Consider the following 26,006-nt stretch of genomic DNA (forward strand, 5'->3'; position numbering starts at 1 on the left):
AAATGGGTGGCGCGCATCCTCAGGTTATACCTGAAAATAAGCGTAAACGTGGGAGGTTATTCCGCTAAAACCACATTCGAGGAGGAAATAAAAATGGCTAAAAGAGGTAAAAAGTACGTAGAAGCTGCAAAGCTTGTTGATCGTGCAGCTGCTTACTCTGCAACAGAAGCAGTAGAATTAGTAAAGAAAACAAACACAGCTAAATTTGATGCAACTGTAGAAGCTGCATTCCGTTTAGGTGTTGACCCTAAGAAAGCTGACCAACAAATCCGTGGTGCAGTTGTTCTTCCACACGGTACTGGTAAAGTACAACGTGTATTAGTGTTCGCTAAAGGTGAAAAAGCTAAAGAAGCTGAAGCTGCTGGAGCTGACTTCGTAGGCGATGCTGATTACATCGGTAAAATCCAACAAGGTTGGTTCGATTTCGATGTAGTAGTAGCAACTCCTGACATGATGGGTGAAGTTGGTAAACTTGGTCGCGTATTAGGACCTAAAGGTTTAATGCCAAACCCTAAAACTGGAACAGTTACTTTCGATGTAACTAAAGCTGTTAACGAAATCAAAGCTGGTAAAGTTGAATACCGCGTTGATAAAGCTGGTAACATCCACGTTCCAATCGGTAAAGTATCTTTCGAAGATGCTAAATTAGTAGAAAACTTCAGAACAATCGCTGACACTTTACAAAAAGTTAAGCCAGCTGCTGCAAAAGGTACTTACATGAAGAACGTAACAGTTGCTTCTACAATGGGACCTGGCGTACGTGTAGACGTTTCTACATTAGCGTAAATTTTGGAAGTTGACTTCATAAAGAAGTTTTAATATAATCATTTATGTTGTGAATTTAATTAGTGTACCGTAGACAGTAGGTGTCAATAGACTTAATTTCCTACCTAGGTGTTAATATACGAAGCGGAATTTTTTTCTGTGACTATATGCCTCCATGTCTACAAGTTGGGCATGGAGGTTTTTAGTGCACTTTCGGTACATCTTCTATATAATCTACAGGAGGTGTAATAACATGAGCAAAGTAATCGAAACTAAACAACAAGTTGTAACTGAAATCGCGGACAAACTTCGCGCTAGTAAATCTACAATCGTTGTTGACTACCGTGGTTTAACAGTTTCTGAAGCAACAGAATTACGTAAGCAATTACGTGAAGCTGGCGTTGAGTTCAAAGTTTACAAAAACTCTCTAACTCGTCGTGCTGCAGAATCTGCTGAAATGGCTGAGTTAAATGAATTCTTAACAGGACCAAACGCAATCGCGTTCAGTAACGAGGATGTAGTTGCTCCTGCGAAAGTATTAAACGACTTCGCTAAAGATCATGAAGCTTTAGAAATTAAAGCAGGCGTAATCGAAGGTAAACTTGTAACACTTGATGAGGTTAAAGCTATCGCTACTCTTCCATCACGTGAAGGCTTACTTTCTATGCTTCTTAGCGTTCTTCAAGCTCCAATCCGTAACCTTGCACTTGCTACTAAAGCAGTTGCAGACCAAAAGGAAGAGCAAGGCGCTTAATTTTTTAAAAGATAATTACGTATTATCGATAAAACAATACAAACCTATTTAAGGGAGGATATTTACAATGACTAAAGAACAAATCATTGAAGCAGTTAAATCTATGACTGTATTAGAACTTAACGACTTAGTAAAAGCTATCGAGGAAGAATTCGGCGTAACTGCTGCTGCTCCTGTAGCTGTTGCTGGTGGCGCTGGAGAAGCTGCTGCTGAGAAAACTGAATTTGATGTGGAACTAACTAGCGCTGGTGCACAAAAAATCAAAGTTATCAAAGTTGTTCGTGAAATCACTGGTCTTGGCTTAAAAGAAGCTAAAGAATTAGTTGACAACACTCCAAAAGTAATCAAAGAAGCTGCTGCTAAAGAAGAAGCTGAAGAAATCAAAGCTAAACTTGAAGAAGTTGGCGCTGCTGTAGAAGTTAAGTAATTAACTTTTGATGCTTTAAAAAAAGCTCGCTCTCATGCGAGCTTTTTTTTTAACTGTAAAGAAAAGAGGTGGCCATATGGCAGACCATTATTTTTCTAATGACCCTTCTAGTAAAAGTGATCGTAAGCGATGGGAATTTACGCTTCGTGGATCTCAATTTACTTTCTTATCTGACCGTGGGGTGTTCTCGAAAAACGAAGTGGACTTTGGTTCTCGTCTTTTAATTGAAGCGTTTCAAGTGCCAGATATTAAAGGTGACATATTAGACGTAGGTTGTGGATATGGACCAATTGGTTTATCGTTGGCGAAAGAGTTTCAAGACCGTAAAGTTCACATGGTGGATGTGAATGAAAGGGCACTTGAGCTTGCGAAAGAAAATGCCGCTAACAATAGAATTGGAAATGTGCACATTTTTCAAAGTAGCGTCTATGAAAATGTAGATGGTATGTATGCTGCTATTCTATCTAATCCTCCAATTCGTGCAGGTAAAGATATCGTGCATGAGATTTTAGAAAAAGCTATAGAACATTTAGTTCCAGGTGGGGAGTTGTGGATTGTTATTCAAAAGAAACAAGGTGCACCATCTGCGCTGAAGAAACTAGAAGAAGTATTTTCTGAAGTCGAAGTTGTAGAAAAGAAAAAAGGATATTATATCATAAAATCAAAAAAACGTTGACGGTTATTTTTGGCTATGTTAACATTATACAATGCCAATATATGATTTTCTGCGTTGAGAAAGATGTATATTTTTGTTTCTCTTGGAAAAGATAGTAAAATCAGCAGATTATGAAACAGAATGATGGTTTTCTTATAGAAGCCATTTTTCTTTTTTGAACAGGTAGAAAGACTCAACGTATTTATCTTTAAGAGAAAAAGACTACGCTAAATAGCAGTAGTTGTATTTATTTGTGATTTTGCACAAATTTTTTTGTGCATTTATAATACTCATGATTTGAGGGGTGAAGCAGTTGACAGGTCAACTAGTTCAATACGGACGCCACCGCCAACGAAGAAGTTATGCCCGTATTAGTGAAGTATTAGAGTTACCAAATCTTATCGAAATTCAAACCTCTTCTTATCAGTGGTTTCTTGATGAGGGTTTGCGAGAAATGTTCCAAGACATTTCTCCGATTGAAGACTTTACGGGAAATCTATCGCTTGAATTTATCGACTACAGCTTAGGTGAACCTAAATACTCTGTAGACGAATGCAAAGAGCGTGATGTGACGTATGCAGCACCACTTCGTGTAAAAGTGCGTCTAATCAACAAGGAAACTGGTGAAGTAAAAGAACAAGATGTGTTCATGGGAGATTTCCCACTCATGACAGAGACTGGAACATTCGTAATTAACGGTGCAGAACGTGTTATCGTTTCCCAGTTAGTTCGCTCTCCAAGCGTATACTATAGTGGCAAAGTGGATAAAAACGGAAAACGTGGTTTTACTGCTACTGTAATTCCAAACCGCGGAGCTTGGTTAGAGTATGAGACAGATGCTAAGGATGTTGTATATGTGCGTATTGACCGTACGCGTAAACTTCCTGTAACTGTTTTGTTACGCGCATTAGGGTTTGGCTCTGATCAAGAAATCACCGAGCTTTTAGGTGATAACGAATACTTAAGCAACACATTAGAAAAAGACAACACAGATAGCACAGAAAAAGCATTGCTTGAAATTTATGAGCGTCTACGTCCTGGTGAACCACCAACAGTAGAAAATGCTAAGAGCTTACTTGTGTCTCGTTTCTTTGATCCAAAGCGCTACGATTTAGCAAATGTAGGTCGCTACAAGATCAACAAAAAGTTACACATTAAAAACAGATTGTTTAATCAACGTTTAGCTGAAACATTAGTGGATCCAGAAACTGGTGAAATTTTAGCGGCAGAAGGAACAATCTTAGATCGTCGTACACTTGATCGCATTTTACCTTACTTAGAGAAAAACATTGGATTCAAAACAGCGAAACCAATGGGTGGAGTGGTAGAAGGCGATGTTGAGCTGCAATCTATTAAGATTTATGCTCCTGAGTCAGAAGGCGAGCGCGTAATTAACGTAATTGGTAATGCAAATATTACTCGCGATGTAAAACACATCACACCAGGTGATATCCTTGCTTCTATCAGTTACTTCTTCAACCTACTATACAAAGTAGGGGATACAGATGATATCGACCACTTAGGAAACCGTCGTCTGCGTTCTGTTGGAGAACTATTACAAAATCAATTCCGTATCGGTCTTTCTCGTATGGAACGTGTTGTTCGTGAGAGAATGTCGATCCAAGATACAAATGCAATTACACCACAGGCATTAATTAATATTCGTCCTGTTATTGCATCTATTAAAGAGTTCTTCGGAAGTTCTCAGTTATCTCAGTTCATGGACCAAACAAACCCATTAGCAGAGTTAACTCACAAACGAAGACTATCTGCATTAGGACCTGGTGGTTTAACGCGTGAGCGCGCAGGCTTTGAAGTACGTGACGTTCACTACTCTCACTATGGTCGTATGTGTCCGATTGAAACACCAGAGGGACCAAACATCGGTTTGATTAACTCATTATCTTCATTCGCGAAAGTAAATGAGTTTGGTTTCATTGAAACACCATACCGTCGTGTTGACCCAGAAACTGGTCTTGTAACAGGGCATGTTGATTATTTAACAGCAGATGAAGAAGATAATTATGTTGTAGCCCAAGCGAATATGAAATTATCTGAAGAAGGAGAATTCCTTGATGAAGATATCGTAGCTCGTTTCCGTGGTGAAAACATTGTCACAAATAAAGAACGCATCGACTACATGGATGTATCACCAAAACAAGTAGTGTCGGCAGCGACAGCTTGTATTCCGTTCTTAGAAAACGATGACTCTAACCGCGCACTTATGGGAGCGAACATGCAACGTCAGGCGGTTCCGTTAATGAATCCGGAATCACCGATTGTAGGTACAGGTATGGAGTACGTATCAGCAAAAGACTCAGGTGCTGCAGTAATCTGTAAACACCCTGGTATTGTTGAGCGCGTAGAAGCACGTGAAGTTTGGGTACGTCGCTATGTAGAAGTTGACGGTCAAACAGTAAAAGGCGACTTAGATCGCTACAAAATGCAAAAATTCATTCGTTCTAACCAAGGAACTTGCTACAACCAACGTCCAATCGTAAGTGTTGGAAATGAAGTTGTAAAAGGTGAAATCCTTGCGGATGGTCCTTCTATGGAATTAGGTGAACTAGCACTTGGACGTAACGTGCTTGTTGGCTTCATGACTTGGGACGGTTATAACTACGAGGATGCGATCATTATGAGTGAGCGCCTTGTAAAAGATGATGTGTATACTTCTATTCATATTGAAGAATATGAGTCAGAAGCTCGTGATACGAAGCTTGGACCAGAAGAAATCACACGTGATATTCCAAACGTTGGGGAAGATGCATTACGTAACCTTGACGAGCGCGGTATCATTCGCGTTGGTGCGGAAGTAAAAGATGGAGATTTACTTGTTGGTAAAGTAACACCTAAAGGTGTAACAGAATTAACAGCTGAAGAACGTCTATTACATGCTATCTTTGGAGAAAAAGCGCGTGAAGTACGTGATACATCACTACGTGTACCACACGGTGGTGGCGGTATTATCTTAGACGTAAAAGTATTCAACCGTGAAGATGGCGACGAATTGCCACCAGGCGTGAATCAACTTGTGCGTGCATATATCGTTCAAAAACGTAAAATCTCTGAAGGTGACAAGATGGCCGGACGTCACGGTAACAAAGGTGTTATCTCTCGTATTTTACCAGAAGAAGATATGCCTTACTTACCAGACGGTACGCCAATCGATATCATGTTAAACCCATTAGGGGTACCATCTCGTATGAATATCGGTCAGGTATTAGAGCTTCATCTTGGTATGGCAGCAAGATACCTTGGCATTCACATTGCAACACCAGTATTCGATGGTGCTCGTGAGGAAGATGTTTGGGGCACAATTGAAGAAGCTGGTATGGCAAATGACGCGAAAACAATCCTGTATGACGGACGTACTGGTGAACCATTCGATAACCGTGTATCTGTTGGTGTCATGTATATGATCAAACTTGCGCACATGGTTGACGATAAACTTCATGCTCGTTCTACTGGACCATACTCACTTGTAACGCAGCAGCCTCTTGGAGGTAAAGCTCAGTTCGGTGGACAGCGTTTCGGTGAGATGGAGGTTTGGGCACTTGAAGCTTACGGTGCTGCTTATACTCTTCAAGAAATCTTAACAGTGAAGTCTGATGATGTTGTTGGACGTGTTAAGACGTATGAAGCAATTGTTAAAGGCGAAAATGTTCCAGAACCAGGCGTTCCTGAATCATTCAAAGTATTGATTAAAGAGCTGCAAAGTTTAGGTATGGACGTTAAAATGATGTCTAGCGACGATACAGAAATTGAAATGCGTGATACGGAAGATGACGATGATCATCAATCAGCAGACAAATTGAATGTCGAAGTTGAGACAACTAAGGAATAATTGGGATAACCTGTAGACTAAAAGGGAGGTAGGCCCCTTGATAGATGTAAATAACTTTGAATATATGAAGATTGGACTTGCTTCACCTGACAAGATTCGTTCTTGGTCATACGGTGAAGTTAAGAAACCAGAAACAATTAACTATCGTACGTTAAAGCCTGAAAAAGATGGCTTGTTCTGTGAGCGTATTTTCGGACCACAAAAGGACTGGGAATGTCATTGCGGAAAATACAAACGTGTACGTTATAAAGGTGTAGTTTGTGATCGATGTGGTGTTGAAGTAACGCGTGCGAAAGTACGTCGTGAACGTATGGGTCATATCGAATTAGCTGCTCCTGTATCTCATATTTGGTATTTCAAAGGTATCCCGAGCCGCATGGGACTTGTCTTAGACATGTCCCCTCGCGCGCTTGAAGAAGTAATTTATTTCGCTTCTTATGTTGTAACAGAAAGTGGAGATACACCACTTGATAAGAAGCAATTACTTTCTGAAAAAGAATACCGTGCATATCGTGATCGATATGGTAGCACATTCCAAGCTGCTATGGGTGCAGAAGCGATTAAAAAGCTATTACAAGACATCGATTTAGATAAAGAAGTAGACTTCTTAAAAGAAGAATTAAAAACAGCACAAGGACAACGCCGTACTCGTGCTATTAAACGTCTAGAAGTATTAGAAGCATTCCGTAACTCTGGAAATGAGCCATCTTGGATGATCTTAGATGTTCTACCAGTAATCCCACCAGAACTACGCCCAATGGTACAGTTAGATGGTGGACGTTTTGCTACTTCTGACTTAAACGACTTATACCGTCGTGTAATTAACCGTAACAACCGTTTAAAACGTCTATTGGACTTAGGTGCACCAAGCATTATCGTTCAAAACGAAAAACGTATGTTACAAGAAGCTGTAGACGCATTAATCGATAATGGTCGTCGTGGCCGTCCAGTTACTGGACCAGGTAACCGTCCATTAAAATCACTATCTCACATGCTTAAAGGTAAACAAGGACGTTTCCGTCAAAACTTATTAGGTAAACGTGTTGACTACTCTGGTCGTTCTGTAATCGTTGTAGGACCGAACTTAAAGATGTATCAATGTGGATTACCGAAAGAGATGGCGCTTGAATTGTTCAAACCTTTCGTAATGAAAGAGTTAGTTGAAAAAGGATTAGCACACAACATTAAGAGTGCGAAACGTAAAATCGAGCGTGTACAACCTGAAGTTTGGGACGTTTTAGAATCTGTGATTAAAGAACATCCAGTACTTCTAAACCGCGCACCAACACTTCACCGTCTTGGTATTCAGGCGTTTGAACCTACATTAGTAGAAGGTCGCGCAATCCGTCTTCACCCACTTGTATGTACTGCATACAACGCGGACTTTGACGGTGACCAAATGGCCGTTCACGTACCTTTATCATCAGAAGCACAAGCAGAAGCTCGTCTTCTTATGTTAGCGGCACAAAACATCTTGAACCCGAAAGACGGTAAACCAGTTGTTACTCCATCTCAGGATATGGTATTAGGTAACTACTACTTAACACTTGAGCGTGAAGGTGCAATCGGTGAAGGTATGGTCTTCAAAGATGCGAACGAAGCATTACTTGCATACCAAAATGGATATGTACATCTTCATACACGTGTTGCAGTAGCTGCAAGCGCAGTAAACAACGCAACATTTACTGAAGAGCAGAAGAGTATGCTTCTATTAACAACAGTTGGTAAATTAATATTTAACGAAATCTTACCAGAGTCGTTCCCTTATATTAATGAACCAACAAATTCAAACCTTGAAAAAGAAACACCAGCGAAATATTTCGTTGAAAAAGGTGCGAACATTAAAGAGATTATTGCTAGTCGCGAAGAAGTGGCGCCATTCAGCAAGAAAATCCTTGGTAACATCATTGCGGAAGTGTTTAAACGTTTCAAAATTACAGAAACGTCTCGCATGCTTGACCGTATGAAAAACTTAGGATTCAAGTACTCTACAAAAGCTGGTATTACAGTTGGGGTATCTGACATTCTTGTATTAGGTGAAAAAGATGAAATTCTCCACGAAGCACAAGCAAAAGTAGATAATGTAATTAAACAATTCCGTCGCGGTTTAATCACGGAAGAAGAACGTTACGATCGCGTTATCTCTATTTGGAGTAATGCAAAAGATGTTATCCAAGGAAAACTGATGAAGTCCTTGAATAAACGCAACCCAATCTTCATGATGAGTGATTCCGGTGCCCGTGGTAACGCATCGAACTTTACTCAGCTTGCTGGTATGCGTGGTCTGATGGCCAATCCATCTGGTCGTATCATCGAACTTCCAATCAAATCAAGTTTCCGTGAAGGTTTAACAGTACTTGAGTACTTCATCTCTACGCATGGTGCGCGTAAAGGTCTTGCCGATACAGCACTGAAAACTGCCGATTCTGGTTACTTAACACGTCGTCTTGTTGACGTTGCACAAGATGTAATCGTTCGTGAAGATGATTGTGGAACAGATCGCGGTTTATTAATTGGTGCGATTAAAGAGGGTAATGAAGTTATTGAGTCATTATATGATCGTCTTGTTGGACGTTTTGCAAGAAAAACTGTAAAACATCCTGAAACAGGTGAAGTATTAGTTGCTGAAAATCAATTAATTACTGAAGATATCGCTCATATCGTTGAAAATTCGGGTGTTGAAACTGTAAACATTCGTTCAGCGTTTACGTGTAACACTCGCCATGGTGTATGTAAGAAGTGTTACGGTCGTAACTTAGCAACTGGAACAGACGTAGAAGTAGGGGAAGCGGTAGGTATTATCGCAGCTCAATCTATCGGTGAGCCAGGTACACAGTTAACGATGCGTACGTTCCATACAGGTGGGGTTGCCGGAGATGATATCACTCAAGGTTTACCTCGTATCCAAGAGATCTTCGAAGCTCGTAATCCGAAAGGTCAGGCTGTTATCAGTGAAATCGACGGTGTTATCGCAGCGATCAACGATGTTAAAGATCGCCAAGAAGTAGTTGTACAGGGTGAAGTTGAAGCTCGTACGTATGCTATTCCTTACGGTGCTCGTCTGAAAGTAATTCCAGGACAGAAAATTAGCCACGGTAAAGAGTTAACAGAAGGTTCTATCGATCCGAAAGAATTACTAAAAGTAACGGACATTACGGCAGTTCAAGAATACTTATTACGTGAAGTTCAAAAAGTATACCGTATGCAAGGGGTAGAAATTGGTGACAAACACGTAGAAGTAATGGTACGCCAAATGTTACGTAAAGTACGTGTGAGTGATGCAGGTGAAACAGATGTATTACCAGGAACATTACTAGATATCCATCAGTTTACTGATGCGAATGCGAAGGTGTTACTGCAAGGTAAACAACCAGCAACAGCTAGACCAGTTCTACTTGGTATTACAAAAGCTTCACTTGAAACAGATTCATTCTTATCTGCAGCATCGTTCCAAGAAACAACTCGTGTCTTAACTGATGCAGCGATTAAGGGTAAACGCGATGAGCTTCTAGGATTGAAAGAAAATGTTATTATCGGTAAACTTGTTCCTGCTGGAACAGGTATGAATCGTTATCGCAAAGTGGATCTTGTTAAAACAACACAAGATGACATGAATGTAGAAAACGATGAAGTTTATGTGGAACAGTAAAATTTTCCGTCGTAAATTTTGTATAAAAACAGTTAATCCTAGTTGACATTGTATGAGTCAAAATGTTACTATAAGCAAGGTTGCTCCTGAACGATGCTTTGGAGGATATTTATATGTCTTATCAAAAAGTGTCAAATGCTGAAAATGTAGTCGTTGGTCATAAACGTACATTGGAAGCAATCAAAAATGGTATAGTTAAAGAAGTTGTCATTGCAGAAGATGCTGATATGCGGTTAACCCATGTTATCATTCGCACTGCATTGCAACATAACATACCCATAACCAAAGTTGAATCAGTTCGTAAACTTGGAAAAGTTGCGGGGATTCAAGTGGGAGCTTCAGCAATAGGAATAATAAGTTAAAACTGTTTTTGTGAGGAGAGAGCATTTGCTCTCCCTTGCAAAAACTTTGTTTTCAACTAATAATGAACCACCTGGATATGTGGTCATACAAACATGCGAAGGGAGGATAATCAAATGCCTACTATTAACCAATTAGTGAGAAATGGTCGTACTGATAAAGTATGGAAATCTAAATCACCTGCGTTAAACAAAGGTTTTAACTCTTTAAAGAAAAAATCAACTGATATCTCTGCACCTCAAAAACGTGGTGTATGTACTCGTGTTGGTACAATGACTCCAAAGAAACCTAACTCAGCGTTACGTAAATATGCTCGTGTTCGTTTAACAAATGGTATTGAGGTAACAGCATACATCCCAGGTATCGGTCACAACTTACAAGAGCACAGCGTAGTATTAATTCGCGGTGGTCGTGTAAAAGACTTACCAGGGGTACGTTACCACATCGTTCGTGGTGCGCTTGATACAGCTGGTGTTGACAAGCGTATGCAAGGCCGTTCTAAATACGGTACTAAAAAGCCTAAAGCGGCTAAGAAATAATAACTTTTTAATGAAAGGAGGAACTCAATATGCCTCGTAAAGGACCTGTTGCAAAACGTGACGTGTTACCAGATCCAATGTACAATTCGAAGCTAGTAACACGCCTTATCAACAAAATGATGGTTGACGGTAAAAAAGGTAAATCTCAAACAATTCTTTATAATGCGTTCGATATCGTAAGCGAACGTACTGGTAAAGAGCCAATGGAAGTATTCGAGCAAGCTCTTAAGAACATTATGCCTGTTCTTGAAGTACGCGCTCGTCGTGTTGGTGGTGCTAACTACCAAGTTCCAGTTGAGGTTCGTCCAGAACGCCGTACAACTTTAGGTCTTCGTTGGTTAGTAAACTACGCTCGTCTTCGTGGTGAAAAAACTATGGAAGAGCGTCTTGCTAACGAAATCTTAGATGCAGCTAACAACGCTGGTGCATCTGTTAAGAAACGTGAAGACACTCATAAAATGGCAGAAGCTAACAAAGCATTTGCTCATTACCGTTGGTAGGATTCAACGTAAAATAAATGTAAGCATAAACCGCTTTATTTGTCGCTTATGGAAGTGTGGAGAGGGAGAATGCCTCTCCCTTTCGTTGGGCGCTCGTTTTACATAATGAGGGTACTGGACATACTGACATGTGTAACAATATAAAGTGGCTTTTTTGCTACTTAAAATAAAAAATCCAATCCATATATGGAAGGAGCAAGACACCAAATGGCAAGAGAGTTCTCTTTAGAAAACACTCGTAATATTGGTATCATGGCTCACATCGATGCTGGTAAAACAACAGCTACTGAGCGTATTCTGTACTACACAGGACGTATTCACAAAATCGGTGAAACTCACGAAGGTGCATCTCAGATGGACTGGATGGAGCAAGAGCAAGAGCGTGGTATCACAATTACTTCTGCTGCAACTACAGCACAATGGAAAGGTCACCGTGTAAACATCATTGACACTCCAGGTCACGTAGATTTCACAGTAGAAGTAGAACGTTCTTTACGCGTACTTGATGGCGCAGTAGCAGTACTTGATGCACAATCTGGTGTAGAACCACAAACAGAAACTGTTTGGCGTCAGGCTACTACTTACGGCGTACCTCGTATCGTATTCGTTAACAAAATGGATAAAATCGGTGCAGATTTCTTATACTCTGTAGGAACAATCCACGATCGTTTACAAGCAAACGCACACCCAATTCAGTTACCAATCGGTGCTGAAGATGAGTTCAATGGTATCATTGATCTTGTTGAAGAATGTGCTTACATGTACGGTAACGATTTAGGAACAGACATTCAACGTGTTGAAATTCCTGAAGAGCATAAAGAACTAGCTGAAGAATACCGTGGAAAACTTATTGAAGCGGTAGCTGAGCTTGATGAAGAAATGATGATGAAGTACCTAGAAGGTGAAGAAATCACTGTAGAAGAGCTTAAAGCTGGTATCCGTAAGGCTACAACTTCTGTAGAATTCTTCCCAGTAATCTGTGGTTCTGCATTCAAAAACAAAGGTGTTCAAATTCTGTTAGACGCAGTTATCGACTACCTACCATCTCCATTAGATGTACCTGCAATCAAAGGTACTCTTCCGGATACAGATGAAGAAGTAGAACGTAAGTCTAGCGATGAAGAGCCTTTCTCAGCTCTAGCATTCAAAATCATGACTGACCCTTATGTTGGTAAGTTAACATTCTTCCGTGTGTACTCTGGTGTGTTAAACTCTGGATCATACGTGAAAAACTCAACTAAAGGTAAGCGTGAGCGTGTAGGTCGTATCCTACAAATGCACGCTAACAGCCGTGAAGAGATCTCAACAGTTTACGCTGGTGATATCGCTGCTGCTGTAGGTTTAAAAGATACTACTACTGGTGATACTCTTTGTGACGAGAAGAGCCTTGTTATCCTTGAGTCTATGGAATTCCCAGAGCCAGTTATCTCTGTAGCTATCGAACCAAAATCAAAAGCTGACCAAGATAAAATGGGTACAGCATTATCTAAGCTTTCTGAAGAAGATCCAACATTCCGTGCTCACACTGACCAAGAAACTGGCCAAACAATCATCGCTGGTATGGGTGAACTTCACCTTGATATCATCGTTGACCGTATGCGCCGTGAGTTCAAAGTTGAAGCAAACGTTGGTGCTCCTCAGGTAGCATACCGTGAGACTTTCCGCTCTGCTGCGAAAGTTGAAGGTAAGTTCGCTCGTCAATCTGGTGGACGTGGACAATTCGGTCACGTTTGGATTGAGTTTGAACCTAATGAAGAAGGTAAAGGATTCGAATTCGAAAACAAGATCGTCGGTGGTGTTGTTCCACGTGAATACATCCCAGCTGTAGGCGCAGGTCTTGAAGATGCACTTAAAAATGGTGTACTTGCTGGATATCCAGTAGTAGACATTAAAGCTGCATTAGTTGACGGATCTTACCATGATGTCGATTCATCTGAGATGGCGTTCAAAATCGCTGCATCTATGGCACTTAAAGCTGCGGTTTCTAAATGTAACCCAGTAATTCTTGAGCCAATGATGAAAGTTGAAGTTGTAATTCCTGAAGAGTACATGGGTGACATTATGGGTGACGTAACATCTCGTCGTGGACGTGTAGAAGGTATGGAAGCTCGCGGTAACGCTCAAGTTGTTCGCGCTATGGTTCCACTTTCTGAAATGTTCGGTTATGCAACGTCATTACGTTCTAACACTCAAGGACGCGGAACATTCTCTATGGTGTTTGATCACTATGAAGAAGTACCAAAGTCTGTTTCTGAAGAAATTATCAAAAAAAATAAAGGTGAATAATTGATTTTTATCGATTCTTCACGTATAACTACTTATGTAAGCTTAGAAAGTGGGACGCAAGTTTCGCTTTCTAGCCTAAATATAAAATAACCTATATAAACTAAGGAGGAATTTAGAATGGCTAAAGCTAAATTCGAACGTTCTAAACCCCATGTTAACATCGGTACAATCGGCCACGTTGACCATGGTAAAACTACATTAACTGCTGCGATCACTACAGTACTTGCAAAAGCTGGTGGTGCTGAAGCACGCGGATACGATCAAATCGATGCTGCTCCAGAAGAAAGAGAGCGCGGTATCACAATCTCAACTGCACACGTTGAGTACGAAACTGAAACTCGTCACTATGCACACGTTGACTGCCCAGGTCACGCTGACTATGTTAAAAACATGATCACTGGTGCTGCTCAAATGGACGGCGGTATCTTAGTAGTATCTGCTGCTGATGGCCCAATGCCTCAAACTCGTGAGCACATCCTTCTTTCTCGTCAAGTAGGTGTACCTTACATCGTTGTATTCTTAAACAAATGCGACATGGTAGACGACGAAGAATTATTAGAATTAGTAGAAATGGAAGTTCGCGACCTATTATCTGAATACGGATTCCCAGGCGATGACATTCCTGTAATCAAAGGTTCTGCTCTTAAAGCTCTTCAAGGAGAAGCTGATTGGGAAGCAAAAATCATTGAATTAATGGCTGAAGTTGATGCTTACATCCCAACTCCAGAACGTGAAACTGACAAACCATTCTTAATGCCTGTAGAGGATGTATTCTCTATCACAGGTCGTGGTACAGTTGCTACTGGTCGTGTTGAGCGCGGTATCGTTAAAGTTGGTGACGTTGTAGAAATCATCGGTCTTGCTGAAGAAAATGCTTCTACAACTGTAACTGGTGTAGAAATGTTCCGTAAACTTCTTGACCAAGCTCAAGCTGGTGACAACATCGGTGCTTTACTTCGTGGGGTTGCTCGTGAAGACATCCAACGTGGACAAGTACTTGCAAAAAGCGGTTCTGTAAAAGCTCACGCTAAATTCAAAGCTGAAGTTTTCGTATTATCTAAAGAAGAAGGTGGACGTCACACTCCATTCTTCGCTAACTACCGTCCACAGTTCTACTTCCGTACAACTGACGTAACTGGTATCATCCAATTACCAGAAGGTACTGAAATGGTAATGCCTGGTGACAACGTAGAAATGACTATCGAACTTATCGCTCCAATCGCTATCGAAGAGGGAACTAAATTCTCTATTCGTGAAGGTGGACGTACAGTAGGTTACGGCGTAGTTGCTACTATCGTTGAGTAATCTTAACTGATATAAAAAACCCCGAGGGATTTTCCCTTGGGGTTTTTGTTTGCATTTATATAATGAACAAAATGATTGTTTCATGTTTTGACGAGTTTCTTCTATAATAATGTGAAATCATTAAAACCGAAATCCAGAAACTGTAAAATGAATTCTGCTAGATGAAAACTTGAAATTCTTTAAAGTGCCATGTATAATAGCAAAAGTAGAGAAAAGCAGATGCAAACAAAAAGATGCTTGCATCTAGACGAATAACATTGTATAATAGACAATGTTGGTCTTTGACTGCGATGAAGTGGAAGGTTGCTGACACACCCGGCCGCTTTGCCATGGCATGGTGTGAGGAAATTTCCATGGAGAAGGTCTATTTTAGAAATAGGCGAACGAAGGAGGGAAAATAATGGCAAAAGAAAAAATTCGTATCCGTTTAAAAGCTTACGATCACCGTATTCTTGATCAGTCAGCTGAGAAAATTGTAGAAACAGCTAAGCGTTCTGGGGCAACAGTTTCTGGTCCGATCCCATTACCAACTGAAAAAACTGTTTACACAATTCTTCGTGCTGTTCATAAGTACAAAGATTCTCGTGAGCAATTCGAAATGCGCACGCACAAACGTCTAATCGACATCGTGAGTCCTACTCCACAAACAGTAGATTCATTAATGCGTTTAGACTTACCATCTGGTGTAGATATCGAAATCAAACTATAATTTATATAACTTAAAAATGTAGGAGGTGTAACTCATGACCAAAGGAATCTTAGGAAGAAAGATCGGTATGACTCAAGTATTTGCTGAGAACGGTGAGTTAATCCCAGTAACAGTTATCGCTGCTAATCCAAACGTTGTTCTTCAAAAGAAAACAACTGAAACTGATGGCTACAACGCAATTCAGTTAGGATTTGAAGATAAGCGTGAAAAGTTAACTAACAAACCTGAACAAGGCCACACTGCTAAAGCATCTACAACTCCTAAGCGCTTCATTCGCGAAATCCGCGATGCAGACGTGGACGGATTAGAGGTTGGTCAAGAGGTAAAAGTTGACGTATTCGCTACAGGTGAAATCGTTGATGTAACAGGAATTTCTAAAGGTAAAGGTTTCCAAGGTGTTATCAAACGCCACGGACAATCTCGCGGACCTATGTCTCATGGTTCTCGCTATCACCGTCGTCCAGGTTCAATGGGCCCAGTTGCTCCGAACCGTGTATTCAAAGGCAAAAAACTTGCTGGACGTATGGGTGGAGACCAAGTTACTATCCAAAACTTAGAAATCGTTCAAGTTGACACTGAGCGCAACTTATTACTAGTAAAAGGTAACGTTCCAGGTGCTAAGAAATCTCTTGTAGTTGTTCAAGGCGCTGTGAAGGTTAGCAAATAATTCACAATAGGAAGGAGGAATTCCAATGCCAAAAGTTACTGTATATAACCAAACTGGTTCACAGGTTGGTGAAATCGAATTAGCTGAAGCTATTTTCGGTATCGAACCAAATGAAGCTGTACTTTTCGAAGCTGTAATGATGCAACGTGCATCTTTACGTCAAGGTACACACAAAGTAAAAACTCGCTCTGAAGTTCGCGGTGGTGGTCGTAAACCATGGCGTCAAAAAGGAACTGGACGTGCTCGTCAAGGGTCTATCCGCTCTCCTCAATGGCGTGGTGGTGGTACGGTATTCGGACCTACACCAAGAAGCTATGCGTACAAACTTCCTAAGAAAGTTCGTCGTTTAGCAATCAAATCTGCATTAGCTACTAAAGTAGTTGAGAACAACATTGTAGTTCTTGAAGACCTAGTGTTAAATGCACCAAAAACAAAAGATATGCTAGCAGTACTTAAAGGATTAACTGTTGAGAAGAAAGCTCTTATCGTAACTGCTGATGCAAACGAATCTGTAGAGTTATCTGCTCGCAATATCCCTGGAGTAACAGTAATCACTGCTGATGGCGTAAACGTTTTAGACGTGCTTCATCATGATAAGCTAATCATGACAAAAGCGGCAGTGGAAAAAGTAGAGGAGGTGCTTGCATAATGAGAGATCCTCGTGATATCATTAAGCGCCCAGTTATCACTGAACGTTCTATGGAAATGATGGCTGAAAAAAAATACACGTTCGATGTGGACGTTAAATCTAATAAAACAGAAGTTAAAGATGCTCTAGAAGCGATCTTTGGTGTTAAAGTAGAAAAAGTGAACATCATGAACTACAAGCCGAAAGCAAAACGCGTTGGTCGTCACGCTGGTTTTACTAGCCGTCGTCGTAAAGCAATCGTTAAGCTAACTGCTGACAGCAAAGAAATCGAAATCTTCCAAGGCGTTTAATTCTTACTAAAGAAGGAGGGAAATTGAGATGGGAATTAAAAAGTATAATCCAACTACTAACGGTCGTCGTAACATGACTACGAATGATTTCGCTGAAATCACGACTGACAGACCCGAAAAGTCTTTACTTGCTCCTTTAAGCAAAAAGGCTGGTCGTAATAACCAAGGTAAAATCACTGTACGTCATCAAGGTGGCGGACATAAGCGTCAATACCGTATCATCGACTTCAAACGTAACAAAGATGGAATTCCAGGACGCGTTGCTACGATCGAATACGATCCAAACCGCTCTGCGAATATCGCATTAATTAACTACGTTGACGGTGAAAAACGTTACATTCTTGCTCCTAAGAACTTAGAAGTAGGTATGGAAATTATGTCTGGCGCTGAAGCTGACATTAAAATCGGTAACGCATTACCATTAATCAACATTCCAGTAGGTACTGTTGTTCATAACATCGAGCTTAAACCAGGTCGTGGTGGACAATTAGTTCGTTCTGCTGGTACATCTGCACAAGTACTTGGTAAAGAAGGTAAATACGTTCTTGTACGTTTAACTTCTGGTGAAGTGCGTCTTGTATTATCTGCTTGCCGTGCAACTGTAGGTCAAGTTGGTAACGAGTCACACGAACTTATCAAGATCGGTAAAGCTGGTCGCTCTCGCTGGTTAGGTAAGCGCCCAACTGTTCGTGGTTCTGTAATGAACCCAGTTGATCACCCACACGGTGGTGGTGAAGGACGTTCACCAATCGGACGTAAGTCTCCAATGTCTCCATGGGGTAAACCAACTCTTGGATTCAAAACTCGTAAGAAAAACAAAGCGTCTGACAAATTCATCGTTCGTCGTCGTAAAAAATAATGGGATTGTAGTACGGTTCACTTTGAGAACCGTACGGCAATCACGAAGGGAGGCACCAAAATGGCTCGTAGCTTGAAAAAAGGACCATTTGTCGATGATCATTTAATGAGTAAAATTGCAAAGCTAAATGAAACTGAGCAAAAGCAAGTTGTTAAAACTTGGTCTCGTCGTTCAACGATCTTCCCTCAGTTCATCGGTCACACAATCGCTGTATATGACGGTCGTAAACATGTACCTGTATATGTTACTGAAGACATGGTAGGCCACAAGTTAGGTGAATTCGCACCAACTCGTACGTATAAAGGTCATGATGCTGACGATAAGAAAACTAGAAGATAATGAGAGGAGGCACTTCAATGCAAGCTAAAGCAGTAGCGAGAACAGTTCGTATTGCTCCTCGTAAAGTTCGTTTAGTTGTAGACTTAATCCGAGGTAAGCAAGTGGGTGAAGCGATTGCTATCCTTAACCACACACCAAAAACTGCTTCTCCAGTTGTAGAAAAAGTTTTAAAATCTGCAATCGCAAATGCAGAGCACAATTATGAAATGGACATTAACAACCTAGTTGTTGAGAAAGTTTTCGTTGACGAAGGTCCAACGTTAAAACGTTTCCGTCCACGTGCAATGGGTCGTGCAAGCCAAATTAACAAACGCACAAGCCACATCACAGTTGTGGTATCAGAAAAGAAGGAGGGATAATCGATGGGTCAAAAGGTTAATCCAATTGGTCTTCGTGTCGGCGTTATCCGTGACTGGGAATCTCGTTGGTTCGCTGAGAAAGATTACGCTACATTATTACATGAAGACATCAAAATCCGTGAGTACATTAATGTACGCTTAAAAGATTCTGCTGTTGCTAAAGTAGAAATCGAACGTGCAGCAAATCGTGTAAATGTTACAATTCACACTGCAAAACCTGGTATGGTAATTGGTAAAGGTGGTACTGAAGTTGAAGCACTTCGTAAAGCTCTTAACCAATTAACAGGCAAGCGTGTACACATCAACATTTTAGAAGTTAAGAGAGCTGATCTTAACGCTAAATTAGTAGGCGAAAACATCGCTCGTCAATTAGAAAACCGTGTATCATTCCGTCGTGCACAAAAGCAAGTTATTCAACGTGCTATGCGTGCAGGTGCTAAAGGTATTAAAACACAGGTTTCTGGTCGTCTTGGCGGAGCTGATATCGCTCGTGCAGAATCTTACAGTGAAGGAACTGTTCCACTTCATACACTTCGCGCTGATATTGACTATGCAGCAGTTGAAGCTGATACAACATACGGTAAATTAGGCGTAAAAGTATGGATCTACCGTGGAGAAGTCCTTCCTACAAAAAAGAAAGCTTCTGAGGAAGGAGGAAAATAATATGTTAATGCCAAAACGCGTAAAATATCGTAGAGAGCATCGTGGTAAAATGCGTGGTCGTGCTAAAGGTGGAACTGAAGTAGCTTTCGGTGAATTCGGTTTACAAGCACAAGCTGCTTCATGGATTACAAACCGTCAAATCGAAGCTGCTCGTCGTGCAATGACTCGTTACATGAAACGTGGCGGTAAAGTATGGATTAAAATTTTCCCTTCTAAACCTTACACTGCAAAACCTCTAGAAGTACGTATGGGTTCCGGTAAAGGGGCACCAGAAGGCTGGGTAGCAGTAGTAAAACCTGGGAAAATTATGTTCGAAATCGCGGGTGTATCTGAAGAGGTAGCACGCGAAGCATTACGTCTTGCAGCTCACAAGTTACCTGTGAAATGTAAATTCGTAAAACGTGAAGAAAATGGTGGTGAATCTAATGAAAACTAATGATATTCGTGAATTAACCACTGCCGAAATCGAAACAAAAGTTAAAGCTTTAAAGGAAGAGTTGTTTAATCTTCGCTTCCAACTTGCTACAGGACAATTAGAGAATCCAACTCGCATTCGTGAAGTGCGTAAGGCAATTGCTCGTATGAAAACTGTAGTTCGTGAAAGAGAGATCGGAATTAATCGATAAATTGAGGGGAGGTTTGCATAGTGAGCGAACGTAACCAACGCAAAGTTTATACTGGTCGTGTAGTGTCTGACAAAATGGACAAAACGATTACAGTTTTAGTTGAAACTTACAAAACTCATTCCTTGTACGGAAAACGTGTTAAGTATTCTAAGAAGTACAAAGCCCATGATGAGCAAAACCAAGCGAAACTTGGCGATATCGTAAAAATCATGGAAACTCGCCCGCTTTCTGCTACTAAGCGTTTCCGTTTAGTTGAAATCGTTGAAGAAGCGGTTATTATCTAAATAGACGAATCGGAATTTTTAGTCCGAAGGGAGGTTTCATAACATGATCCAACAAGAATCTCGTTTGAAAGTTGCTGACAACTCTGGTGCACGTGAACTTTTAACAATTAAAGTATTAGGCGGCTCTGGTCGTAAATATGCTAACATTGGTGACATTATCGTTGCTACGGTAAAACAAGCAACACCAGGTGGCGTTGTTAAAAAAGGTGACGTTGTTAAAGCAGTAGTAGTACGTACGAAGAGCGGTGCTCGTCGTCCGGATGGTTCTTACATCAAATTTGATGAAAACGCAGCGGTTATCATTAAAGACGATAAGAGCCCACGTGGTACTCGTATCTTCGGACCAGTAGCTCGTGAATTACGTGATAGCAACTTCATGAAGATCGTTTCTTTAGCTCCAGAAGTTCTATAATTTAAGGTATTGCCTTGCTAAGGAGGTGCAGAATTAAGATGCATGTAAAAAAAGGTGATAAAGTACAGGTAATCACTGGTAAAGACAAAGGAAAACAAGGCGTTATCCTTGTGGCTTTCCCAAAGCAAAACCGTGTTATCGTTGAGGGTGTTAACATCGTTAAGAAGCACTCTAAGCCATCTCAATTAAATCCACAAGGTGGAATTATTACTAAAGAGGCACCTATTCACGTTTCTAACGTTATGATTTTAGATCCGAAAACAGGTGAACCTACTCGCGTAGGCTTCAAGGTAGAAGATGGTAAAAAAGTTCGTATTGCAAAAAAATCTGGTGAATTATTAGATAAATAATTTTCTTAAGAAAGGAGGTCACTTCATTGAATCGCCTTAAAGAGAAGTTCCAAAAGGAAATTACTCCTGCTCTAATGAGCAAGTTTAACTATAAATCTGTAATGCAGGTACCAAAAATCGAAAAGATCGTAATCAACACTGGTGTTGGTGACGCGGTATCTAACTCAAAAGCTTTAGACAACGCAGTAGAAGAATTAACACAAATCGCAGGTCAAAAACCTGTTGTAACTCGTGCTAAAAAATCAATCGCTGGTTTCCGTCTTCGTGAAGGTATGCCAATCGGTGCGAAAGTAACTTTACGCGGCGAGCAAATGTATGAGTTCTTCGATAAATTAGTATCAGTTTCTTTACCACGTGTACGTGATTTCCGTGGTGTTTCTAAGAAATCATTCGATGGTCGTGGAAACTATACATTAGGTGTTAAAGAGCAACTTATTTTCCCTGAGATTGATTATGATAAAGTAAGCAAAGTCCGCGGTATGGACATCGTAATCGTTACTACAGCGAACACTGATGAAGAAGCTCGTGAACTTTTAACACAATTCGGTATGCCATTCCAAAAATAATGGAAGCCAACGCTAAGTAGAGGAGGCGAAAACGTGGCTAAAAAATCTATGATTGCGAAACAAAAGCGTACTCCTAAGTTTAAAGTACAAGAGTATACACGTTGCGAACGCTGCGGTCGTCCGCATTCTGTATACCGCAAATTTAAACTTTGCCGTATTTGTTTCCGTGAACTTGCATATAAAGGTCAAATTCCTGGTGTTAAAAAAGCTAGTTGGTAAAACCCACAAATGGGAAGGAGGTAAAACACATGGTGATGACAGATCCAATTGCAGACATGCTTACTCGCATCCGTAATGCGAACATGGTACGTCATGAGAAATTAGAGGTTCCTGCTTCTAAAATCAAAAAAGAGATCGCTGAACTTTTAAAACGTGAAGGTTTCATTCGTGATGTAGAATACATCGAGGATAACAAACAAGGTATCCTTCGTATTTTCCTGAAATATGGTGCAAACAACGAACGTGTAATCACTGGATTAAAACGTATCAGTAAACCTGGCTTACGCGTTTACGCTAAAGCTGACGAAGTACCACGTGTACTTAACGGATTAGGTATCGCTCTTGTTTCTACATCTAAGGGAGTAATGACAGACAAAGACGCTCGTCAATTACAAACTGGTGGAGAAGTAGTAGCATACGTTTGGTAATATATATTTAAAACGAACGGAGGTGTGACCACATGTCTCGTATTGGTAAAAAGATTCTTGAAATCCCTGCAGGTGTTACTATTACAGTTGCAGAAGACAATACTGTAACAGTAAAAGGCCCTAAAGGTGAATTAACTCGTACTTTCAATGCTGATATGCTTATCAAAATTGAAGAGAATACATTAACAGTTGAGCGTCCATCTGAACAGAAGGAACACCGTGCATTACACGGTACAACTCGTGCTTTAATCGGAAACATGGTTGAAGGTGTAACTGAAGGTTTCGCACGCGGACTTGAATTAGTCGGTGTTGGTTACCGTGCTCAAAAACAAGGTGATAAACTTGTATTAAGCGTAGGTTATTCTCATCCAGTAGAAATGACTCCGGAAGCAGGTCTTGAAGTTGAAGTACCTGCACCAACTAAGATCGTAATCAAAGGTATCGACAAGCAACGTGTTGGCGAATTCGCTGCTAACATCCGCGCTGTACGTGCTCCTGAGCCTTACAAAGGTAAAGGTATTCGTTACGAAGGCGAAGTTGTTCGTCGTAAAGAAGGTAAAACTGCTAAGTAAACCCGTTAGGTGAGAGAAAGGAGTGACAAGAATGATCACTAAAGCTGATAAAAATGCGACTCGTAAGAAAAGACATGCGCGTGTACGTGCTAAACTTACTGGTACTGCAGAACGTCCACGTTTAAACGTGTTCCGTTCTAACCAACATATTTACGCTCAAGTTATTGATGATGTAAATGGTGTAACGTTAGTAAGTGCATCTACTCTTGATAAAGACCTTGCTCTTAACGGTACTAGCAATATTGAAGCTGCTACGAAAGTTGGAGAATCAGTTGCTAAGCGTGCTGTAGAGAAAGGCGTTAAAGAAGTAGTATTTGATCGCGGTGGTTACTTATACCATGGCCGTGTTAAAGCTCTAGCTGAAGCTGCTCGTGAGGCTGGATTACAATTTTAATGGTCAAAGGAGGGAAAATTGATGCATCGCATTGACCCAAGTAAATTAGAACTTGAAGAACGTGTAGTTACGATAAATCGTGTCGCGAAAGTTGTTAAGGGTGGTCGTCGTTTCCGCTTTGCTGCACTAGTTGTAGTTGGCGATAAAAACGGTCATGTTGGATTCGGTACTGGTAAAGCACAAGAGGTACCAGACGCAATCCGCAAAGCTATCGAAGACGCTAAGAAAAACTTAATCGCTGTACCATTAGTTGGTACAACAATTCCACACACAATCAACGGTCATTTTGGAGCTGGTGAAGTATTCTTAAAGCCTGCTGCTGAGGGTACTGGTGTTATTGCTGGTGGACCTGTTCGTGCGGTCCTTGAATTAGCAGGTGTACAAGATATTCTTTCGAAATCTCTTGGTTCTAACACACCAATCAACATGATTCGCGCTACTGTGAACGGATTAAGCGAACTTAAGCGCGCTGAAGATGTTGCAAAATTACGCGGTAAATCTGTAGAAGAGCTACTAGGTTAAGGAGGGAAAACAAATGGCGAAAAAGTTAGAAATTACCCTCACTCGTAGTGTAATTGGTCGTCCACAAGATCAACGTGCGACGGTAGAAGCTTTAGGTCTTAAAAAGTTGAATTCAACTGTAGTTAAGGAAGAAACTCCTGCTATTCTTGGTATGATCAACAAAGTTTCTCACCTTGTAACTGTAAAAGAAGCTTAAGGATAACTCATTAATATAAGGAGGTGCCTGGGAATGAAACTTCATGAATTAAAACCTGCAGAAGGTTCTCGTAAAGTACGTAACCGTGTCGGTCGTGGTATCGGTTCTGGTAACGGTAAAACTGCTGGTAAAGGTCATAAAGGACAAAACGCACGTTCTGGCGGCGGTGTTCGTCTTGGCTTCGAAGGTGGTCAAACTCCATTATTCCGTCGTTTACCAAAACGCGGCTTCACAAACATTAACCGTAAAGAGTTTGCTATTGTAAACTTATCAACGTTAAATCGTTTTGAAGATGGTACAGAAGTAACACCTGAATTATTGCTGGAAACTGGCGTTATCAGCAAATTAAACGACGGTGTTAAAATTCTTGCAAGCGGCGCAGTAGAGAAAAAACTAACTGTTAAAGCGCACAAGTTCTCTTCAAGTGCTAAAGAAGCAATTGAAGCAGCTGGCGGATCAGTTGAGGTGATCTAATGTTTCGTACAATCTCCAACTTTATGCGCGTTGCTGAGATAAGACGTAAAATATTATTCACTTTAGCGATGTTAATCGTATTCAGGATTGGCACGTTTATCCCCGTGCCATTTACAAATGGAGACGTACTGAAGGCACAAGATCAATTAAATGCTTTAGGTATTCTAAATACATTTGGCGGTGGAGCCTTGAAAAACTTCTCCATCTTTGCGATGGGAATCATGCCGTATATTACAGCATCCATCATCGTGCAATTATTGCAGATGGATGTTGTTCCTAAATTTTCGGAATGGGCGAAGCAAGGTGAAATGGGCCGTCGTAAATTAACGCAATTCACGCGTTATTTTACAATTGTTCTTGCGTTTATTCAGGGGTTTGGTATGTCAATCGGTTTTAACGGTATGGTAGGTGGACAATTAATTTTGAATCCTGGTTGGAGCACTTATTTATACATTGCTACGGTACTGACTGCTGGTACTGCATTTTTAATGTGGTTAGGTGAACAGATTACAGCTAAAGGTGTAGGTAATGGTATTTCCATCCTAATCTTTGGTGGTATTGCCGCAGCGATCCCAAGTGTTATATCTCAAGTGTATCAGCAACAGTTTCAAAATATCGGAGATCAATTGTTCATGAGTATCGTTAAAGTTGCATTGATTTTACTAGCTGTGTTAGCAGTTATTGTGGGTGTTATTTTCATTCAACAGGCTGTTAGAAAGATCCCAATTCAATATGCGAAGCGTGTAACAGGAGGAAATGGTGGTTATGCTGGAGCACAAAACACACATTTACCGCTTAAGGTAAATAGTGCTGGTGTTATTCCAGTAATTTTTGCTGTTTCATTCTTAATTACTCCTCCGACTATTGCGCAGTTCTTCCCGAAACATGATGTATCGCAGTGGATTATTGCAAACTTTAACTATTCTCACCCAGTGGGAATGATCATATATGTTGCGCTCATTGTAGCCTTCACATATTTCTATGCGTTTGTTCAGGTTAATCCAGAGCAAATGTCAGAGAATCTAAACAAACAAGGTGGATATGTTCCAGGTATTCGTCCGGGTAAGAATACAGAACAATATCTAACAAAAATCTTGTATCGTTTGACCTTTGTAGGATCAATTTTCCTAGCAGCGATTGCAATCTTACCAGTTATCTTTACGAAGCTGGGAAATCTTCCTCCATCTGCACAGATCGGTGGAACGAGTATGTTAATCGTTGTCGGCGTTGCTTTAGAAACAATGAAGCAACTAGAAAGCCAACTGGTAAAACGCCATTACAAAGGGTTTATCAAGCAGTGAGTAAGTGGGAAGTATTGTCTTCCCTACATGCTCATGTACT

33 protein-coding genes and 1 other annotated feature are annotated in these 26,006 nt (G+C 40.7%); all 33 genes read left to right on the forward strand.

Features of this window, described 5'->3' with window-relative positions:
- Nucleotides 1-93: 93 nt before the first annotated feature.
- The 33 genes from rplA to secY all read left to right on the forward strand — a co-directional run bounded on the left by rplA (nucleotide 94) and on the right by secY (nucleotide 25,966).
- The gene (rplA, locus tag PQF83_RS26780) at nucleotides 94-786 is read left to right on the forward strand and encodes a 50S ribosomal protein L1 (protein WP_002020168.1); all 693 of its coding nucleotides are present in this window, start codon (nucleotides 94-96) and stop codon (nucleotides 784-786) included.
- Between the two features lie 49 nt (nucleotides 787-835).
- Nucleotides 836-979: a sequence feature (ribosomal protein L10 leader region), on the forward strand.
- A 39-nt stretch (nucleotides 980-1,018) separates the two neighbouring features.
- Nucleotides 1,019-1,519: a 50S ribosomal protein L10 gene (gene rplJ / locus PQF83_RS26785; protein WP_000048716.1), complete on the forward strand. Its 501-nt coding sequence runs from the start codon at nucleotides 1,019-1,021 to the stop codon at nucleotides 1,517-1,519.
- Between the two features lie 67 nt (nucleotides 1,520-1,586).
- A complete protein-coding gene (gene rplL / locus PQF83_RS26790; RefSeq protein ID WP_000159736.1) occupies nucleotides 1,587-1,946 on the forward strand; it encodes a 50S ribosomal protein L7/L12 in 360 nt (119 codons plus the stop codon).
- A 76-nt stretch (nucleotides 1,947-2,022) separates the two neighbouring features.
- Nucleotides 2,023-2,622 carry a class I SAM-dependent methyltransferase gene (locus tag PQF83_RS26795; RefSeq protein ID WP_000763281.1) on the forward strand — a complete coding sequence of 200 codons (600 nt, stop codon included), beginning with the start codon at nucleotides 2,023-2,025 and terminating at the stop codon, nucleotides 2,620-2,622.
- A 292-nt stretch (nucleotides 2,623-2,914) separates the two neighbouring features.
- Nucleotides 2,915-6,448, forward strand: a complete 3,534-nt coding sequence (rpoB, locus tag PQF83_RS26800; RefSeq protein ID WP_000147554.1) for a DNA-directed RNA polymerase subunit beta — start codon at nucleotides 2,915-2,917, stop codon at nucleotides 6,446-6,448.
- 37 nt (nucleotides 6,449-6,485) lie between these two features.
- Nucleotides 6,486-10,097, forward strand: a complete 3,612-nt coding sequence (gene rpoC / locus PQF83_RS26805; protein ID WP_000567937.1) for a DNA-directed RNA polymerase subunit beta' — start codon at nucleotides 6,486-6,488, stop codon at nucleotides 10,095-10,097.
- Between the two features lie 113 nt (nucleotides 10,098-10,210).
- Nucleotides 10,211-10,459 (forward strand): 50S ribosomal protein L7ae-like protein, encoded by a 249-nt coding sequence (locus PQF83_RS26810; RefSeq protein WP_000121830.1) that lies wholly within the window; start codon nucleotides 10,211-10,213, stop codon nucleotides 10,457-10,459.
- A 114-nt stretch (nucleotides 10,460-10,573) separates the two neighbouring features.
- Nucleotides 10,574-10,996, forward strand: coding sequence for a 30S ribosomal protein S12 (gene rpsL, locus PQF83_RS26815; protein WP_001142340.1), 423 nt, complete (start codon nucleotides 10,574-10,576; stop codon nucleotides 10,994-10,996).
- A gap of 29 nt (nucleotides 10,997-11,025) precedes the next feature.
- A complete protein-coding gene (gene rpsG, locus PQF83_RS26820) occupies nucleotides 11,026-11,496 on the forward strand; it encodes a 30S ribosomal protein S7 (protein WP_001137493.1) in 471 nt (156 codons plus the stop codon).
- Between the two features lie 207 nt (nucleotides 11,497-11,703).
- Nucleotides 11,704-13,782 carry an elongation factor G gene (fusA, locus tag PQF83_RS26825; protein WP_000090373.1) on the forward strand — a complete coding sequence of 693 codons (2,079 nt, stop codon included), beginning with the start codon at nucleotides 11,704-11,706 and terminating at the stop codon, nucleotides 13,780-13,782.
- A 117-nt stretch (nucleotides 13,783-13,899) separates the two neighbouring features.
- Nucleotides 13,900-15,087, forward strand: a complete 1,188-nt coding sequence (tuf, locus tag PQF83_RS26830) for an elongation factor Tu (protein WP_001029615.1) — start codon at nucleotides 13,900-13,902, stop codon at nucleotides 15,085-15,087.
- A 400-nt stretch (nucleotides 15,088-15,487) separates the two neighbouring features.
- Nucleotides 15,488-15,796 (forward strand): 30S ribosomal protein S10, encoded by a 309-nt coding sequence (gene rpsJ / locus PQF83_RS26835; RefSeq protein WP_001040596.1) that lies wholly within the window; start codon nucleotides 15,488-15,490, stop codon nucleotides 15,794-15,796.
- Between the two features lie 34 nt (nucleotides 15,797-15,830).
- A complete protein-coding gene (rplC, locus tag PQF83_RS26840) occupies nucleotides 15,831-16,463 on the forward strand; it encodes a 50S ribosomal protein L3 (protein WP_000160207.1) in 633 nt (210 codons plus the stop codon).
- Nucleotides 16,464-16,488: 25 nt separating this feature from the next.
- On the forward strand, nucleotides 16,489-17,112 hold the full coding sequence (gene rplD, locus PQF83_RS26845; protein ID WP_001127258.1) for a 50S ribosomal protein L4: 624 nt from the start codon (nucleotides 16,489-16,491) through the stop codon (nucleotides 17,110-17,112).
- Nucleotides 17,112-17,402: a 50S ribosomal protein L23 gene (gene rplW, locus PQF83_RS26850; RefSeq protein WP_001205558.1), complete on the forward strand. Its 291-nt coding sequence runs from the start codon at nucleotides 17,112-17,114 to the stop codon at nucleotides 17,400-17,402. Before rplD ends, rplW begins: the two co-directional genes overlap by 1 nt.
- Nucleotides 17,403-17,430: 28 nt before the next feature.
- On the forward strand, nucleotides 17,431-18,261 hold the full coding sequence (gene rplB / locus PQF83_RS26855) for a 50S ribosomal protein L2 (RefSeq protein WP_000511580.1): 831 nt from the start codon (nucleotides 17,431-17,433) through the stop codon (nucleotides 18,259-18,261).
- Between the two features lie 60 nt (nucleotides 18,262-18,321).
- Entirely contained in the window at nucleotides 18,322-18,600 is a 279-nt protein-coding gene (rpsS, locus tag PQF83_RS26860; RefSeq protein ID WP_000124453.1) for a 30S ribosomal protein S19, read from the forward strand.
- Nucleotides 18,601-18,617: 17 nt separating this feature from the next.
- Nucleotides 18,618-18,959, forward strand: coding sequence for a 50S ribosomal protein L22 (gene rplV / locus PQF83_RS26865; RefSeq protein WP_001148024.1), 342 nt, complete (start codon nucleotides 18,618-18,620; stop codon nucleotides 18,957-18,959).
- Nucleotides 18,960-18,962: 3 nt separating this feature from the next.
- On the forward strand, nucleotides 18,963-19,622 hold the full coding sequence (gene rpsC / locus PQF83_RS26870; protein WP_000529956.1) for a 30S ribosomal protein S3: 660 nt from the start codon (nucleotides 18,963-18,965) through the stop codon (nucleotides 19,620-19,622).
- A gap of 1 nt (nucleotide 19,623) precedes the next feature.
- Entirely contained in the window at nucleotides 19,624-20,058 is a 435-nt protein-coding gene (rplP, locus tag PQF83_RS26875; RefSeq protein WP_000928971.1) for a 50S ribosomal protein L16, read from the forward strand.
- The gene (rpmC, locus tag PQF83_RS26880; protein ID WP_000855718.1) at nucleotides 20,048-20,248 is read left to right on the forward strand and encodes a 50S ribosomal protein L29; all 201 of its coding nucleotides are present in this window, start codon (nucleotides 20,048-20,050) and stop codon (nucleotides 20,246-20,248) included. Before rplP ends, rpmC begins: the two co-directional genes overlap by 11 nt.
- A 20-nt stretch (nucleotides 20,249-20,268) precedes the next feature.
- The gene (gene rpsQ / locus PQF83_RS26885) at nucleotides 20,269-20,532 is read left to right on the forward strand and encodes a 30S ribosomal protein S17 (protein WP_000004106.1); all 264 of its coding nucleotides are present in this window, start codon (nucleotides 20,269-20,271) and stop codon (nucleotides 20,530-20,532) included.
- 43 nt (nucleotides 20,533-20,575) lie between these two features.
- Entirely contained in the window at nucleotides 20,576-20,944 is a 369-nt protein-coding gene (gene rplN / locus PQF83_RS26890; RefSeq protein WP_000615912.1) for a 50S ribosomal protein L14, read from the forward strand.
- Between the two features lie 38 nt (nucleotides 20,945-20,982).
- A complete protein-coding gene (gene rplX, locus PQF83_RS26895) occupies nucleotides 20,983-21,294 on the forward strand; it encodes a 50S ribosomal protein L24 (protein WP_000558200.1) in 312 nt (103 codons plus the stop codon).
- A gap of 26 nt (nucleotides 21,295-21,320) precedes the next feature.
- Complete coding sequence (gene rplE / locus PQF83_RS26900) at nucleotides 21,321-21,860, forward strand: 50S ribosomal protein L5 (protein WP_001080827.1); 540 nt, start codon at nucleotides 21,321-21,323, stop codon at nucleotides 21,858-21,860.
- Between the two features lie 33 nt (nucleotides 21,861-21,893).
- Entirely contained in the window at nucleotides 21,894-22,079 is a 186-nt protein-coding gene (gene rpsN, locus PQF83_RS26905; protein ID WP_001085700.1) for a 30S ribosomal protein S14, read from the forward strand.
- Between the two features lie 29 nt (nucleotides 22,080-22,108).
- Nucleotides 22,109-22,507, forward strand: coding sequence for a 30S ribosomal protein S8 (rpsH, locus tag PQF83_RS26910; protein ID WP_000245511.1), 399 nt, complete (start codon nucleotides 22,109-22,111; stop codon nucleotides 22,505-22,507).
- Nucleotides 22,508-22,539: 32 nt separating this feature from the next.
- The gene (rplF, locus tag PQF83_RS26915) at nucleotides 22,540-23,079 is read left to right on the forward strand and encodes a 50S ribosomal protein L6 (RefSeq protein ID WP_000086558.1); all 540 of its coding nucleotides are present in this window, start codon (nucleotides 22,540-22,542) and stop codon (nucleotides 23,077-23,079) included.
- Between the two features lie 31 nt (nucleotides 23,080-23,110).
- The gene (gene rplR / locus PQF83_RS26920; protein WP_000628816.1) at nucleotides 23,111-23,473 is read left to right on the forward strand and encodes a 50S ribosomal protein L18; all 363 of its coding nucleotides are present in this window, start codon (nucleotides 23,111-23,113) and stop codon (nucleotides 23,471-23,473) included.
- Between the two features lie 21 nt (nucleotides 23,474-23,494).
- Nucleotides 23,495-23,995, forward strand: coding sequence for a 30S ribosomal protein S5 (rpsE, locus tag PQF83_RS26925; RefSeq protein ID WP_000554646.1), 501 nt, complete (start codon nucleotides 23,495-23,497; stop codon nucleotides 23,993-23,995).
- A 13-nt stretch (nucleotides 23,996-24,008) separates the two neighbouring features.
- Entirely contained in the window at nucleotides 24,009-24,191 is a 183-nt protein-coding gene (gene rpmD / locus PQF83_RS26930; RefSeq protein WP_001085234.1) for a 50S ribosomal protein L30, read from the forward strand.
- A gap of 33 nt (nucleotides 24,192-24,224) precedes the next feature.
- On the forward strand, nucleotides 24,225-24,665 hold the full coding sequence (gene rplO, locus PQF83_RS26935; protein WP_000766080.1) for a 50S ribosomal protein L15: 441 nt from the start codon (nucleotides 24,225-24,227) through the stop codon (nucleotides 24,663-24,665).
- The gene (gene secY, locus PQF83_RS26940) at nucleotides 24,665-25,966 is read left to right on the forward strand and encodes a preprotein translocase subunit SecY (RefSeq protein ID WP_000490114.1); all 1,302 of its coding nucleotides are present in this window, start codon (nucleotides 24,665-24,667) and stop codon (nucleotides 25,964-25,966) included. The genes rplO and secY overlap by 1 nt, the downstream gene beginning before the upstream one ends.
- The last annotated feature ends 40 nt before the right edge of the window (nucleotides 25,967-26,006 follow it).

The sequence above is a fragment of the Bacillus sp. FF-1 genome (assembly GCF_028548245.1).
In the GTDB taxonomy this organism is placed as follows: Bacteria; Bacillota; Bacilli; order Bacillales; family Bacillaceae_G; genus Bacillus_A; species Bacillus_A paranthracis.